The sequence below is a fragment of the Arthrobacter sp. UYCo732 genome, from assembly GCF_040547265.1.
Lineage (GTDB): Bacteria > Actinomycetota > Actinomycetes > Actinomycetales > Micrococcaceae > Arthrobacter.
On the sequence record NZ_JBEPPJ010000004.1, the window covers coordinates 257,451 to 273,002 of the forward strand.

Sequence of the window (15,552 nt, forward strand, 5' to 3'; positions counted from 1 at the left end):
CCAATCCGAGGTGCGGATCGGGCCGGAAGTGACCCCGCGTTGCTTTTAGGGACGCTTAGCGGAAATCGTTGCCGAGATCGTAGTCGTCCAGCGGGATGGCGTGGAACTCAGGAGCTCCGTCGCCGCCCAGGGAGTCGTACGAGAAGTCACTGAATGCGCTGGGGCCGGTGAACAGGTTGGCCTTTGCTTCCTCAGTGGGCTCCACGGTGACCTCGGTGTAGCGCGGGAGACCCGTGCCGGCCGGGATCAGCTTACCGATGATGACGTTCTCCTTGAGGCCGAGCAGCGGATCGCTCTTGCCTTCCATGGCCGCCTGCGTCAGGACGCGGGTGGTCTCCTGGAAGGAAGCTGCGGACAGCCAGGACTCGGTAGCCAGGGACGCCTTGGTGATGCCCATGAGCTCAGGACGTCCGGAAGCCGGAGTCTTGCCCTCGGACACAACGCGGCGGTTGGCTTCCTCGAAGCGGCTGCGCTCGGCGAGCTCGCCGGGCAGCAGATCCGATTCGCCGGATTCGATGACCGTGACGCGGCGCAGCATCTGGCGGACGATAACCTCGACGTGCTTGTCGTGGATACCGATGCCCTGGCTGCGGTACACGCCCTGGACCTCGTCCACCAGGAACTTCTGCGCGGCACGGGGACCCATGATGCGCAGAACCTGCTTGGGATCCACCGGACCGTTGATGAGCTTCTGGCCTACCGTGACGTGCTCGCCATCCTCGATGAGGAGACGTGAACGGCGCAGTACCGGGTACGCGATCTCTTCAGATCCGTCATCCGGGGTGATGACCAGGCGCATCTGGCGCTCGGACTCTTCGATGGTGATGCGGCCGGCTGCTTCAGCAATCGGTGCGACACCCTTCGGAGTACGGGCTTCGAAGAGCTCCTGGATACGGGGCAGACCCTGGGTGATGTCGTCGCCACCGCTTGCGGAGACAGCACCACCGGTGTGGAACGTACGCATGGTCAGCTGCGTACCGGGCTCACCGATGGACTGCGCGGCGATGATGCCAACGGCCTCGCCGATGTCCACAGTCTTGCCGGTGGCCAGCGAGCGGCCGTAGCACAGGGCGCAGGTGCCGACGCTGGACTCACAGGTGAGTACAGAGCGGACCTTGACCTCGGTGATGCCGGCTGCAAACAGCTCAGCAATGACGACGTCGCCGCAGTCGGTGCCGCCGGCTGCAAGGACGTTGCCCTTGGAGTCCACAACATCAACAGCCAGCGTACGGGCGTAGGCGCTGTTCTCCACGTTCTCGTCCAGGACGAGCTCACCGTTGGCGTCCGGCACCGCGATGGGCGTGACCAGTCCACGTTCGGTACCGCAATCCTCTTCGCGGACGATGACGTCCTGCGAAACGTCCACCAGACGACGGGTCAGGTAACCCGAGTTGGCGGTACGCAGCGCGGTATCGGCCAGGCCCTTACGGGCACCGTGCGTGGCGATGAAGTATTCCAGCACCGACAGGCCCTCACGGTAGGAGGACTTGATGGGACGCGGGATGATTTCACCCTTAGGGTTGGCCACCAGGCCACGGATACCCGCGATCTGCCGGACCTGCATCCAGTTACCACGTGCACCGGAGGACACCATGCGGTTGATGGTGTTCATCGGGGACAGGTTGTCACGCATCGCCTGGGCGATCTCGTTCGTTGCCTTGTTCCAGATCTCGATCAGTTCCTGGCGACGCTCGTCGTCGTCGATCAGGCCCTTGTCGTACTGGCCCTGGATCTTGGCAGCCATGGTCTCGTAGCCGGCAAGGATCTGCGGCTTGTCCTTGGGTACCTCGATGTCCGAGATGGCCACGGTAACGCCGGACCGCGTGGCCCAGTAGAAACCGGCGTCCTTCAGGTTGTCCAGCGTTGCCGCTGTGACTACCTTCGGGTAACGCTCGGCGAGGTCGTTGACAATTGTGGACAGTTCGCCCTTGTCTGCAACGTTCTCAACCCAGGGGTAATCCTCGGGCAGCGTCTGGTTGAAGACGACCTGGCCCAGGGAGGTCTGGACGAGCACCGGCTGGCCGGGCTCCCAGCCTTCCGGAGCTTCCCAGCCTGCGTAGGGAACAAAGCCCTCAAGACGGATCTTGACCTGCGAGTTCAGGTGCAGTTCGCGGAGGTCGAAGGCCATGATGGCTTCGGCAACCGAGGAGAAGACGCGGCCTTCGCCAGCTGAACCGACACGCTTGGTGGTCAGGTGGTAGAGACCGATGATCATATCCTGCGAAGGCAGGGTGACCGGACGGCCGTCGGACGGCTTCAGGATGTTGTTCGAGGACAGCATCAGGATGCGTGCCTCGGCCTGGGCCTCCGGGCTCAGCGGCAGGTGGACTGCCATCTGGTCGCCGTCGAAGTCAGCGTTGAAGGCGCCACAAACCAGCGGGTGGAGCTGGATTGCCTTACCTTCAACAAGCTGCGGTTCGAACGCCTGGATGCCGAGGCGGTGCAGGGTAGGTGCACGGTTGAGCAGCACCGGGTGTTCGGTGATGATCTCTTCCAGCACGTCCCAGACCTGCGGACGGTAACGCTCAACCATGCGCTTGGCCGACTTGATGTTCTGGGCGTGGTTGAGGTCAACCAGGCGCTTCATCACGAACGGCTTGAAGAGCTCCAGTGCCATCTGCTTGGGCAGGCCACACTGGTGCAGCTTCAGCTGCGGGCCGACGACGATGACCGAACGGCCGGAGTAGTCGACGCGCTTGCCGAGGAGGTTCTGGCGGAAACGGCCCTGCTTGCCCTTGAGCATGTCGCTCAGGGACTTCAGCGGACGGTTGCCCGGTCCGGTGACCGGACGGCCGCGGCGGCCGTTGTCGAAGAGGCTGTCAACAGCTTCCTGAAGCATGCGCTTCTCGTTGTTGACGATGATCTCCGGCGCTCCCAGGTCAAGCAGGCGCTTGAGGCGGTTGTTGCGGTTGATCACACGGCGGTAGAGGTCGTTGAGGTCGGAGGTCGCAAAGCGGCCACCGTCCAGCTGGACCATCGGGCGCAGTTCCGGCGGGATCACCGGGACGGCGTCAAGAACCATGCCGAGAGGGCTGTTGTTGGTGGTCAGGAACGCGTTGACCACCTTCAGGCGCTTGAGGGCACGGGTCTTGCGCTGGCCCTTGCCGTTGGCGATGATGTCACGCAGCAGGTCCGACTCGGCCTGCATGTCGAAGTTCTCAAGACGCTTCTTGATGGCTTCGGCGCCCATGGAGCCTTCGAAGTACATGCCGTAGCGGTCGCGCAGTTCGCGGTACAGGCCTTCGTCACCTTCGAGGTCAGCGACCTTCAGGTTCTTGAAGCGGTCCCAGACCTGCTCGAGGCGCTCGATTTCGGCGTCGGCACGCTTACGCACGTTCGCCATCTGGCGGTCGGCAGAGTCGCGGGCCTTCTTCTTGTCGGCAGCCTTGGCGCCTTCACCCTCGAGGCGGGCGATCTCGTTTTCGAGGTCGCGGGCGATCGTGGCGATGTCGGAGTCGCGGTTGTCGATCAGCTGCTTCTTCTCGATGTCGTGCTCAACCTGAAGGTTGGGCAGTTCCTCGTGGCGGCTGTCGGCGTCGACGCTCGTGATCATGTAGGCGGCGAAGTAGATGACCTTTTCGAGGTCCTTCGGTGCCAGGTCAAGGAGGTAGCCCAGACGGGACGGAACACCCTTGAAGTACCAGATGTGCGTGACCGGGGCGGCCAGCTCGATGTGGCCCATGCGCTCACGGCGGACCTTTGCACGGGTGACTTCCACGCCACAACGCTCGCAGATGATGCCCTTGAAGCGCACGCGCTTGTACTTGCCGCAGTAGCATTCCCAGTCGCGGGACGGGCCGAAGATCTTCTCGCAGAAGAGGCCGTCCTTCTCGGGCTTGAGCGTGCGGTAGTTGATGGTTTCCGGCTTCTTAACCTCGCCGTAAGACCAGCCACGGATGTCATCCGCGGTGGCGAGGCCGATCTGCATGAGGCCGAAGGAGGATTCGCTGGACATATGGTCCCTGTTCTCTCTTGTTCTCTAAATTCTGAAGTCTTGGTTACGGGAAGAGGGAGGTGACGTACAGGGAAAAGCAGCGCGGCGGGGCCGCTTGCCTTTCCCGGTACGTCTACCTGCTAAACCTCTTCTACGGAACTGGGCTCTGCACGAGACAGATCAATGCCCAGTTCTTCCGCAGCCGTGAAGACTGCGTCATCAGAGTCACGCATTTCAATTGTGGTTCCGTCCGTGGAAAGCACTTCCACGTTCAGGCACAGTGACTGCATTTCCTTGATCAAGACCTTGAAGGACTCAGGAACGCCCGGTTCGGGGATGTTCTCGCCCTTGACGATGGCTTCGTAGACCTTCACGCGACCGTGGATATCATCCGACTTGATCGTGAGGAGCTCCTGGAGCGTGTACGCGGCGCCGTAAGCTTCGAGCGCCCACACTTCCATTTCACCGAAGCGCTGGCCACCGAACTGTGCCTTACCACCCAGCGGCTGCTGCGTGATCATGGAGTACGGACCGGTGGACCGGGCGTGGATCTTGTCGTCCACCAGGTGGTGGAGTTTCAGGATGTACATGTAGCCAACGGCGATCGGATCCGGGAACGGCTCGCCGGAACGGCCGTCGAACAGACGGGTCTTGCCGGAGGAGTTGATCAGGCGGTCGCCGTCGCGGGTCACGTTGGTGGAGTCCAGCAGGCCTGTGATTTCTTCTTCACGGGCGCCATCGAACACCGGCGTTGCAACAGTGGTGGAGCCACTCTCGCGCGGCAGGTTCGGCAGCTGCTTGAGCCACTCGGGCTCGCCTTCGATCTTCCAACCGGTCTTGGCAACCCAGCCGAGGTGCGTTTCCAGCACCTGGCCGACGTTCATACGGCCCGGAACACCCAGCGGGTTCAGGATGATATCAACGGGGGTACCGTCGGCAAGGAAGGGCATGTCCTCGATCGGGAGGATCTTGGAGATAACACCCTTGTTGCCGTGGCGGCCAGCGAGCTTGTCGCCGTCGGTGATCTTACGCTTGGCTGCCACGTAAACGCGGACCAGCTGGTTCACGCCCGGGGGCAGTTCGTCGTCGTTGTCGCGGTCGAAGACGCGGACACCGATGACGGTGCCGGACTCGCCGTGCGGAACCTTCAGGGAGGTGTCGCGCACTTCGCGGGACTTCTCACCGAAGATGGCGCGCAGCAGGCGCTCTTCCGGGGTCAGTTCGGTTTCACCCTTCGGGGTGACCTTTCCGACCAGGATGTCGCCGGCTTCAACCTCGGCACCGACGTGGATGATGCCGCGCTCGTCCAGGCCTGCCAGGACTTCCTCGGACACGTTGGGGATGTCACGGGTGATTTCCTCGGCACCAAGCTTGGTGTCGCGGGCATCGATCTCGTGCTCCTCGATGTGGATGGAGGAAAGGACGTCCTCGGCAACAATGCGCTGCGAGAGGATGATGGCGTCCTCGAAGTTGTGGCCTTCCCATGACATGAATGCCACGAGCAGGTTCTTACCGAGGGCGAGCTCGCCCTGGTCCGTTGCCGGGCCGTCAGCGATGATGCCGCCGACTTCGAGGCGCTGGCCTTCGTTGACCAGGACGCGGTTGTTGTAGCAGTTGCCCTGGTTGGAACGTGCGAACTTGTTGATGCGGTAGTTGGTTTCCGTACCGTCATCGTTGAGCATGATGACCAGCTCAGCGGAGACCTCGGTAACCACACCGGCCTTCTTCGCGATGGTGACATCACCGGCGTCGACTGCGGCTGCACGCTCCATGCCGGTACCCACAAACGGGGCCTCGGACCGGACCAGCGGCACAGCCTGGCGCTGCATGTTGGCACCCATGAGTGCGCGGTTTGCATCGTCATGTTCCAGGAACGGGATCAGGGCCGTAGCCACGGACACCATCTGGCGCGGCGAAACGTCCATGAACTCGACTTCGGCGGCGGGGACCAGCACGGGCTCGCCTCCACCACCACGGGCGCGGACCAGGACGGTCTCTTCGGCAAACCGCTTGTTTTCATCCAGCGGAGCGTTGGCCTGTGCGATCAGGACCTCAGCCTCGTCGTCGGCGGTCAGGTACTGGACCTCATCGGCGACAACGCCTTCGGAGACGAGGCGGTAGGGAGTCTCGATGAAGCCGAACGGGTTGATGCGGCCGTACGATGCCAGCGAACCGATCAGACCAATGTTCGGGCCTTCAGGGGTTTCAATGGGGCACATGCGTCCGTAGTGGGACGGGTGAACGTCACGGACTTCCATGCCTGCGCGGTCACGGGACAGACCACCCGGGCCAAGCGCGGAAAGACGGCGCTTGTGGGTCAAACCCGAGAGCGGGTTGTTCTGGTCCATGAACTGCGACAGCTGGGACGTTCCGAAGAACTCCTTGATGGCAGCGACAACCGGGCGGATGTTGATCAGGGTCTGCGGCGTGATGGCCTCGACGTCCTGGGTGGTCATCCGCTCGCGGACAACACGCTCCATACGGGACAGGCCGGTGCGGACCTGGTTCTCGATGAGCTCGCCGACGGCGCGGATGCGGCGGTTGCCGAAGTGGTCGATGTCATCGATCTCAACACGAAGGTCGTGGTCCTGGCCGTCGCGCTTGCCCTTGAGGGTTTTCTCGCCGGCGTGCAGGGCTACCAGGAACTTGATCATGGCAACGATGTCTTCAACGTGCAGGACCGAAGCTTCCTTGTCTCCAAGGGAGCGGTCGATGCCAAGCTTGCGGTTGATCTTGTAGCGGCCAACCTTGGCCAGATCGTAGCGCTTGGAGTTGAAGTACAGGTTGTCCAGCAGGGACTGGGCAGCCTCTACTGTGGGCGGCTCGCCCGGTCGCAGCTTCCGGTAGATGTCCAGCAACGCATCTTCGCGGGTTTCGGTGGCGTCCTTCTCCAGCGTTGCACGCATGGAGTCGTACTGGCCGAACTCTTCGAGGATCTGGCCTTCGGTCCAGCCGAGGGCCTTCAACAGAACCGTGACCGACTGCTTGCGCTTACGGTCGAGGCGGACGCCGACCTGGTCGCGCTTATCGATTTCGAGTTCGAACCATGCACCGCGGGACGGGATGATCTTGGCAGTGAAGATGTCCTTGTCACTGGTCTTATCGGCGGTGCGCTCAAAGTAGGCGCCCGGTGAACGGACCAGCTGGGAGACGACCACACGCTCGGTGCCGTTGACGACGAAGGTGCCCTTCTCGGTCATCAGCGGGAAGTCGCCCATGAACACGGTCTGCTGCTTGATTTCGCCCGTGTTGTTGTTCATGAACTCGGCCTTGACGTACAGCGGAGCCGAGTATGTTGCATCCCGGTCCTTGCACTCGGCCATGGTGTACTTCGGGTCAGCGAACTCCGGATCGGAGAAGCTCAGGGACATGGTGCCCTGGAAGTCCTCGATCGGGGAGATCTCTTCGAAGATGTCCGACAGTCCGGACGAGGTGGCGACGCTGAGATCGTTTTCTTCAACGGCCTTCGCTACGCGTGCCTGCCAGCGTTCGTTTCCGACCAGCCAGTCAAAGCTGTCCGTCTGCAGGGCAAGGAGATTCGGAACGTCAAGCGGTTCGTGAATCTTTGCGAATGAGAGCCGGCGAGTGGCACCATCAGTGCTGTTTGAATCGATAGCGGTGGCAGTGTTATTTACATTAGAGGTGCTCGAGGCGACCAAGAGGGATCCTTCCACAGACCTTCAGGCGTTTTCAGATCTCCCCCGCTGTGCACCCTGCGGAATGACTCCGCAGTGCTACCATCCGGTTCCGCTATATGACCCGGGGCCGGGGCCGACCATGCAATGACGTTGTTGACGGCACGTTGATGGTCAGCTGCCAGGCAAAGCCCACCGCTATATGAAGGCTGAAGGTAAACAGGGAAGACGCAAATATCTACGATACGGCAAAACCCATTACGTGTCTACCCCACATCCAGCGTTATTGCAAGCACCGATTTTTTGGTGCTTTCCGGGGCCTCAGAGCCGGAGCGTGACGCCCTTGGCTGTGCACTCCGGGGCGTTGGCGAAGACCGCGTCACGGACCAGGTCCTTTGACTCCTGGTCCACTTCGCCGCCGCTTTCAACCGCCGAGGAGTGGTCCAGGGAGAGGACGCTGAGGGAGGCAAACAGCCCCTTCTGGTTGCCGGTGGCAGCGTCCTTGGCGTCCTGGGCGGCGAAGTAGATATCCTCGTAGGCGTTGGCGTTGGCGTGGATAGCCTTGTAGTCGGCGTAGAGCGTGTTGAACTGCTCGCAGGCGGCTTTGACCCCTGCCTGGGGATCCGAAGCGTCGGCAGAGCCCGACGGCGTCGCCTGGGAAAGTGCGGGGCTGGACGTCGCAGGGGCGGTCGTCGACATGGTGGTCACGGGAGCAGGGGTGGCAACGCTGCAGGCTGTGAGTCCGGCGAGGCTGGCAACGGCCGCCGCGGTGAGGATTTTCTTCAAGATTCTGCTCCCTGTTTTTTCCTGGCGGTGCTGCTCTGATCTTCGCCGTCCACCCTACGCATCATGGCGGCACGGTGCACGTCAACCGCTTGGGTAGTTCTCCCCTACGGTCCGCCGCTGCTGGTCCACGGCCCCTGGGCTGCCCGGTGCTCCCCCCGCGGGTCCGGCCGGAATCACCGGCGCCGTTTATGCGTTTGGGTTAGTAGGTGATGAGGCTCACGATAGCCTTGGCCTACATCGATAACTGAGCGGAAGAGATCACTATGGGCAACTCCACGGACAACACTGACGTTGTCATCCTGGCAGCAGCGCGGACCCCGCAGGGCCGCCTCAACGGGCAACTGGCGAGCTTCACAGCCGTCGAACTCGGCGCGCACGCAATCAAGGCCGCACTCGCCGCGAGCGGCGTGGACGCCGGAAAGGTGGACGCGGTCATCATGGGCCAGGTGCTGCAGGCGGGCGCCGGGCAAAACCCGGCACGGCAGAGCGCCATCGGCGCCGGCATCGGCTGGAACGTCCCCACGGTCACCATCAACAAGGTGTGCCTCTCCGGGCTGACAGCCGTGATCGACGCGGCCCGGCTGATCCGCAGCGGCGACGCCACCGTGGTGGTGGCCGGCGGCCAGGAATCCATGACCCGGGCACCCCACCTGTTGCCAGGATCCCGCCAGGGCTGGACCTACGGGTCCATTCAGGCTTTGGATGTGGCTGCCCACGATGGCCTGACAGATGCTTTCGACGGCCAGTCCATGGGCCTGTCCTCTGAGACCAAAAATCTGGCCCTGGGCATCGACCGGCCCTCACAGGACAATGTGGCCGCCCAGTCGCACCAGCGTGCAGCGCTGGCGGCGAAGAACGGAGTCTTCGACGACGAAATTGCACCCATCAGCGTGAAGCAGCGCAAGGGTGATCCGATCGTTCTCGCCACGGACGAAGGCGTGCGGCCCAACACCTCCATCGACACCCTGGCCGGACTCCGGGCCGCGTTCGTCACCGACGGAACCATCACCGCGGGCAACTCCTCTCCCTTGTCCGATGGCGCCTCCGCACTGGTGCTGGCAACGCGACAGTTCGCCGAGGACAACGGCCTGGAATACCTGGCTGTGGTGGGCAAACCCGGCCAGGTTGCGGGCCCGGACAACTCCCTGCATTCGCAGCCGTCAAATGCCATCATGAGCGCCCTGGAGCGGGCCGGCTGGAGCACGAAGGACCTGGACTTCATCGAAATCAACGAGGCCTTCGGTTCCGTGGCGGTGCAGTCGCTGAAGGACTTGGACTACCCGCTGGAGCAGTGCAACATCCACGGCGGTGCGATCGCGTTGGGCCACCCGATCGGGGCCTCGGGCGCGAGGCTGGCCCTGCATGCAGCACATGAACTCAAACGGCGGGGCAGCGGCAAAGCCGCGGTCTCCCTGTGCGGCGGCGGCGGTCAGGGCGAAGCCCTCCTGCTGTACCGGGGCTAATGGTGGGGCAGCTTGAGAACGGAAGTGCCGCCGTCGGACGTCAGCGCTTCCTGGCCGATGCCGCCGCACGCGGCCTCGATGTGCAGATCATGGAGCGGACGGCGGTACGCAGCCTGGCGGAGGCTGCCGGGATCCTGGGCATCACCCCGGCTGACATTGTGAAGTCGCTGGTGGTCAAGCACAAGGACGGGACGTTCCTGTTTGCGCTGATTCCGGGCGACCGGCAGATCTCCTGGCCCAAACTGCGCACGTTGGTGGGGGTGAACAAGCTGTCGCTGCCGCCCGCTGACGTTGCCCTGGACGCAACCGGCTACGAGCGCGGCACCATCACACCGCTCGGCAGCTCGACTGCGTGGCCGGTCTACGCGGACGCCACCATCACGGGCCGACGGATCTCCATGGGTGCCGGCGAGCTCGGCTACAGCGCCTTCGTCGAGGCCGACGCGCTTATGTCGGCCCTCGGCGCGGTCGTCGCTGACATCTCGGACCCCGCCTAAACCCTCCTACAGCAACACAGATTAAAGCAGAAAACCCCGCCCACCGAGTGGACGGGGTTTTCCGTGAAGCGGCGTGAGTTACTTGAGGGTAACGGTTGCGCCGGCAGCCTCGAGCTGCTCCTTTGCCTTTTCGGCAGCTTCCTTGGTTGCACCTTCGAGAACAGCCTTCGGAGCGCTGTCAACAACGTCCTTTGCTTCCTTCAGGCCCAGGGAAGTGATGGCGCGTACTTCCTTGATCACTGCGATCTTCTTCTCGCCAGCAGATTCGAGGATAACGTCGAATTCGGTCTGCTCTTCAGCCTCTTCCGCGGCTCCGCCACCGGCGGGGCCGGCAACAGCAACAGCAGCTGCGGTAACTTCGAAGGTCTCTTCGAAGAGCTTGACGAACTCGGAGAGCTCGATGATGGTCAGTTCCTTGAAAGCTTCAATGAGCTCTTCGTTGGTGAGCTTCGCCATGGTGTGGCGTCCTTCCTATAGGTGGTGCTTGGCGGCCTGGGCCATTGCCTTACACCGGAGTCTGGTGGGTAAAGAGAAACTAGTTCTCTTCGGCAGCGGGTGCCTCGGCGGGTGCCTCGGCACCAGCTTCAGCAACTGCTTCGGGGGCTTCGTCGGCTGCAGGAGCTTCTTCAGCGGCGGCAGCCTCGGCAGCTGCCGGTGCACCGTTCTCTTCTTCAAGCTTGAGGCGCAGTGCGTCGATGATGCGTGCAGCGGCGGCAGCAGGAGCCTTGAGGATGCCTGCAACCTTGGCGAGCTGCAGCTCGCGGGACTCGAGAGCTGCCAGTGCAGAAACTTCGCTGGCGTTCAGTGCCTTGCCCTCGAAGTAACCGGTCTTGATGACCAGCTGCTTGTTGATCTTGGCAAAATCCGTCAGGCTCTTGGCAGCTGCAACTGCGTCACCCTTGATGAACGCGATTGCAGTGGGGCCGGAGAGCTGGCCGTCGAATGCTTCGACACCGGCTTCCTTGGCTGCAATGGCGGTCAGGGTGTTCTTGACGACCGAGAACTTGGTTTCCTGGCCGAGAGAAACACGCAGCTGCTTGAGCTGTGCAACGGTGAGCCCACGGTATTCGGTCAGGACAGCGGCGTTCGATTCCTTGAAATCGTTTGTGATCTCAGCTACTGCTGAAACCTTGGTAGGCGTTGCCATAACCCTCCTTCCGGGGATAGTGCCGGTATGCGACGGTCCCCGCTCAAGTGAGCTAAAACTAAAAACGCCCCGCGCAGATGCACGGGGCTTGGCTCAACATGGCTGTTGCCGTGGAGCGTTTGCTTCGTTCACCTGCGCCGGCCGCCCTATGTCAGGGTCCTTCGTCCAGAAACCCATTTGGCCTCCCGCGCACAACTGCAGAGTTGAGCTGCGTCCAGGAGAATGAATTTCCAACAACCGACGGTCTTTGGTGATTCAAGCCTACGGGACAGTCCGCCGGTCCGCCAAATCGGCCTCAGCTGACGGCTGACTTCAGGTTCGGCAGTTCCTTCTGCCATATGCCTGTCACACCGGCCGTGGTGAACCCCAGCTGCTGGTTGACCGTCAGGAGATACCTGTTCTCCGGCGCGTTCCAGGTGTAGATCACCCTGGCATCGGGGAACTGCTCGGTGAGCCGCTCCATGTTGGCCACCTTGATCAGCAGGCCCAATTTGTTACCGCGGTGTTCCTGCAGGACCAGGGTGTCGTCCTGGAACACCACATCCGGCCGGTGCGCCAGGACGCTAATGGTGGTCAGCCCCACAAAAGTCCCGGTGGCCAGATACTCGACGGCGGTGACCACCGTCCGCCGCCCCTGCGCGACGGTGACCCCTTCTGCTTCACGGAGGATCCCGGCATCGAACACCATTTCGTGCTCAATGGGAGTCTCCAGGGAAGGGTCGACGACGGCGCCCGCCTGGTTTTCCAGCGCGGCCACAGCTTCCAGCCACTCGTCCGGGCAGCGGTCCGTCCAGTGATGGAGTTGGTAGCGGCCGTGGTTGGCTTCCTCTGCTTCCGCCTGCAGATCGGCCACCAGCTTGGTGTCCAGGGGCAACGCACAGGAACTGAACTGCTCTATGTGCTGAAGCGTGTAGCCGGTCCGGCGCGCAAATTCCACTTCCCGGCTTTCCAGCGGCACAAAACCCTGCCCCGAACCCGGGACCAGCTGCGCCTTCTCGAACTCGTGCAGCGACGCACCTGGATGGTTGGTATCCACCAGGATCTGCGTGCGGCCCTCGCTGCGGGCGAGGTGTTCAGCGGCCACCAGAAGCTTGCGGCCCACCCCCTGCCGCTGGATTTCAGGCAAGATGTCCAGGGTGAACTCGGCCAGGTCCAGGTTGTCCGTCAGTGACAGGGCGATGTCCACCGTGCCCACGATCTGGCCGTCGACCTTTGCCACCAGAATGACCTGGCGCTCGTAGGGGTCGGCCAGTTCGAGGAGTTTTTCCAGCGGTGTGTACGCGAGGTCATCACTCCCCCACGTCTGCATTCTGACCTTCCGGCCCACCTCAATGGCGGCCAGGAAATCCGCTGCGTCCGGCGCGTCGAGGGAGTCCGGGACCCATAGCTGCTCTATTTGTACGTCTTTAGCCATAAGGGGCATCATCCCAGCCGTTTCTGCCATTCACCCTCATAACCAGCAGGCCTGAATCCAAGCAATGTATTTATCGCCAGCATATGCCGGTTTTCCGCCGCGTTCCATGTCAGGACCGAGCGCGCCGTGGGCCATCTCTGCTGGGCCGCGCGGAGGTTATTCAGCTTGATCAGCATGCCCAGGCGGTGGCCGCGGTGGCCGCCGGACACCAGAGTGTCCTGTTGAAGCACGGCAGCCGGCACCCCCGGCCGCCAGTTCATGACGGTATACGCCACCAGTTCACCGGTGGATTGGTGCCTGGCGGCCGATACCAATGCCTGGACGCCGCTGCATGCGAGCGTTTCCTCATTCCGCCGGACCCTGGCTGTGTCCCAGATTTCGCCTTCCCAGTTCAGCCCGGCTGTCGGGACGTCGGCGCTCATCCGCGCGTTGAGCACGGCGTAGCTCTCCACAAGTTCCTCCGGGCAGGCATCGGCCCATCCCACCAGGCCGTAATCCGGCGCATGAGCGGACGCTGCGGCTTCCAGTTCAGCCAGCCGGTCCTGCGGCACAGGGAGGGTGAGGCGGCTGGAGGTCTCCACCTGTTCGAGCTCATAGCCGGCGGCCGCGGCGAAAACGGTGGCGGGGTCACCCGCCGGCAGACCACCTGCCCCCGACTTGGCCGGCAGCAGCGGTCCGCAGCCTTCCACCAGCCCTGCCGGCAGCTCAAAGTAACCGTCCAGCGAGGTGCGGCCATTTTCCTGCGCCACTGCCTCGGCGTAGTGCAGGAGTTGTCGTCCCAGGCCGCGCCGCCGGAAGGCCGGTTCCACCAGGACATTGATCCCGGCGGTCGCAGTGTTCTCGCGCAGCGGGAACGTGACAGAACACATGCCCACCGTTTCCTGGCCGAGCCGGGCCACAAAGAGGCGCCGCGCCTCGTATTCGGTGCCGCGCCAATGTTCCAGTTCCTCGGCGTAGGTGTAGCCGCGGTCAAGGTCGCCCCACGTCTCAAGTTCGTGCCCCCGCCGCATGGCTTGGCAGTCACGGAAGTCCCGGAAGCCCTCCGTGCCGTCCGCCAACGGAGGAACAGCGACGGCGCTAATCACCAGGGCAGCGGGTGCAGGCTCAGGGGCGGAGACGGCGTGTGGTTCGGCCATTGCCCCAGCTTAGGCAGAACCGAACGGCGAGTTAAGCAAAAACCGCCCGGCGCAGGCGCCGGGCGGTTTTCACGTGTACCGGACGGATCCGGCAGGGCAACGCTTTTCGAGGACCTACGCCTCGGTGAGCACCTTGGTGACGTTGGGGTCGACGGAGATGCCGGGGCCGAACGTGGTGGCTACGGTGGCCTTCTGGATGTAGCGGCCCTTGGCAGCGGACGGCTTCAAACGAAGGACCTCTTCCAGTGCTGCTGCGTAGTTCTCGGCCAGCTTAAGGGCGTCGAAGGAAACCTTGCCAATGATGAAGTGCAGGTTCGAGTGCTTGTCGACGCGGAAGTCGATCTTGCCACCCTTGATGTCGTTGACGGCCTTCGCGACGTCAGCGGTCACGGTGCCCGTCTTCGGGTTCGGCATCAGGTTACGCGGACCCAGGACCTTACCGAGGCGGCCAACCTTGCCCATGAGGTCAGGGGTCGCGACGGCGGCGTCGAAGTCGGTCCAGCCACCCTGGATCTTTTCGATCAGGTCATCGGAACCAACGAAGTCGGCGCCGGCAGCGATTGCTGCTTCAGCCTTCTCGCCCGTTGCGAAGACGAGGACGCGGGAGACCTTGCCGGTGCCGTGGGGCAGGTTGACGGTGCCGCGAATCATCTGGTCAGCCTTGCGAGGGTCAACGCCCAGGCGGAAGGCAACCTCAACGGTGGCGTCGAACTTGGACGGGTTGGTGTCCTTGGCGAGCGTCACTGCCTCGAACGGCGCGTAGAACTTCTCCGCGTCGATCTTGGCGGCTGCTGCCTCATATGCTTTGCTGCGCTTTGCCATGCTGCTTATTCTCCTTGTGCAGTTGTGGTCTGCGGACCGCGCTGGGCCCTGCCACAGTCGGGGTGCGGGCTCGTTGTCCGTGCCCGATTCCCAACATTTCAATTTCGGTGGTGCCGGTTTCCCGGCAGTGCCGCCCGTCGTCGTGATCGGTTACCCGAACGCAACATGTGGCAGCGAGGGAATTAACCCTCGACGGTGATACCCATGGAGCGGGCGGTGCCGGCGATGATCTTCGCTGCGCCTTCGAGGCTCGTGGCGTTGAGGTCTTCCATCTTGGTGGTGGCGATCTCGTTGACCTGGGCCTGAGTCAGCTTGGCAACCTTGACGGTGTGCGGGGTGGGTGAACCCTTGGCAACACCTGCGGCCTTCTTGATGAGCTCTGCAGCCGGCGGGGTCTTGGTGATGAACGTGAATGAACGGTCTTCGTAGACCGTGATTTCCACGGGGATAACGTTTCCGCGCTGGGCTTCTGTCGCAGCGTTATACGCCTTGCAGAATTCCATGATGTTGACACCGTGCTGGCCAAGCGCAGGACCGATCGGCGGTGCCGGGTTAGCGGCGCCTGCCTGGATCTGCAGCTTGATGAGGCCGGTGACCTTCTTCTTGGGAGCCAATGTAAGGTCCTTCTCTCAATTTCTTCCTGGGACACAGGAGCGTGCCTCAGGTTTTTGGCCGCCATGGCGAGGCGGCCGGCCGTTCCGGGGCTGCTAAGCGGGCA

At 62.8% G+C, this 15,552-nt stretch carries 11 protein-coding genes; 2 read left to right on the forward strand and 9 right to left on the reverse strand.

Annotated features, from left to right (window positions below; genetic code table 11):
• Positions 1-55 precede the first annotated feature (55 nt).
• The 3 genes from ABIB45_RS09240 to ABIB45_RS09250 form a co-directional block, all read right to left on the reverse strand.
• Complete coding sequence (locus ABIB45_RS09240; RefSeq protein ID WP_354215553.1) at positions 56-3,955, reverse strand: DNA-directed RNA polymerase subunit beta'; 3,900 nt, start codon at positions 3,953-3,955, stop codon at positions 56-58.
• A 119-nt stretch (positions 3,956-4,074) separates the two neighbouring features.
• Positions 4,075-7,593: a DNA-directed RNA polymerase subunit beta gene (gene rpoB / locus ABIB45_RS09245; RefSeq protein ID WP_354215554.1), complete on the reverse strand. Its 3,519-nt coding sequence runs from the start codon at positions 7,591-7,593 to the stop codon at positions 4,075-4,077.
• 297 nt (positions 7,594-7,890) lie between these two features.
• Entirely contained in the window at positions 7,891-8,355 is a 465-nt protein-coding gene (locus ABIB45_RS09250) for a hypothetical protein (protein WP_354215555.1), read from the reverse strand.
• Positions 8,356-8,618: 263 nt separating this feature from the next.
• Here ABIB45_RS09250 and ABIB45_RS09255 point away from each other — a divergent pair, with 263 nt between their 5' ends.
• Together ABIB45_RS09255 and ABIB45_RS09260 are read left to right on the forward strand one after the other, a co-directional pair.
• Positions 8,619-9,818: an acetyl-CoA C-acetyltransferase gene (locus ABIB45_RS09255; protein WP_354215556.1), complete on the forward strand. Its 1,200-nt coding sequence runs from the start codon at positions 8,619-8,621 to the stop codon at positions 9,816-9,818.
• A complete protein-coding gene (locus ABIB45_RS09260; protein ID WP_354215557.1) occupies positions 9,818-10,315 on the forward strand; it encodes an aminoacyl-tRNA deacylase in 498 nt (165 codons plus the stop codon). The genes ABIB45_RS09255 and ABIB45_RS09260 overlap by 1 nt, the downstream gene beginning before the upstream one ends.
• 78 nt (positions 10,316-10,393) lie before the next feature.
• Here ABIB45_RS09260 and rplL read toward each other — a convergent pair whose 3' ends face one another.
• From rplL to rplK, 6 genes are all read right to left on the reverse strand, one after another.
• Positions 10,394-10,771 carry a 50S ribosomal protein L7/L12 gene (gene rplL / locus ABIB45_RS09265; RefSeq protein WP_354215558.1) on the reverse strand — a complete coding sequence of 126 codons (378 nt, stop codon included), beginning with the start codon at positions 10,769-10,771 and terminating at the stop codon, positions 10,394-10,396.
• Positions 10,772-10,850: 79 nt separating this feature from the next.
• Complete coding sequence (rplJ, locus tag ABIB45_RS09270) at positions 10,851-11,462, reverse strand: 50S ribosomal protein L10 (RefSeq protein ID WP_354215559.1); 612 nt, start codon at positions 11,460-11,462, stop codon at positions 10,851-10,853.
• A 295-nt stretch (positions 11,463-11,757) separates the two neighbouring features.
• The gene (locus ABIB45_RS09275) at positions 11,758-12,876 is read right to left on the reverse strand and encodes a GNAT family N-acetyltransferase (RefSeq protein WP_354215560.1); all 1,119 of its coding nucleotides are present in this window, start codon (positions 12,874-12,876) and stop codon (positions 11,758-11,760) included.
• Positions 12,877-12,884: 8 nt separating this feature from the next.
• Complete coding sequence (locus ABIB45_RS09280; RefSeq protein ID WP_354215561.1) at positions 12,885-14,012, reverse strand: GNAT family N-acetyltransferase; 1,128 nt, start codon at positions 14,010-14,012, stop codon at positions 12,885-12,887.
• A 114-nt stretch (positions 14,013-14,126) separates the two neighbouring features.
• Positions 14,127-14,834, reverse strand: a complete 708-nt coding sequence (gene rplA, locus ABIB45_RS09285) for a 50S ribosomal protein L1 (RefSeq protein WP_354215562.1) — start codon at positions 14,832-14,834, stop codon at positions 14,127-14,129.
• Between the two features lie 182 nt (positions 14,835-15,016).
• Entirely contained in the window at positions 15,017-15,448 is a 432-nt protein-coding gene (gene rplK / locus ABIB45_RS09290) for a 50S ribosomal protein L11 (RefSeq protein WP_024365990.1), read from the reverse strand.
• Positions 15,449-15,552 lie beyond the last annotated feature (104 nt).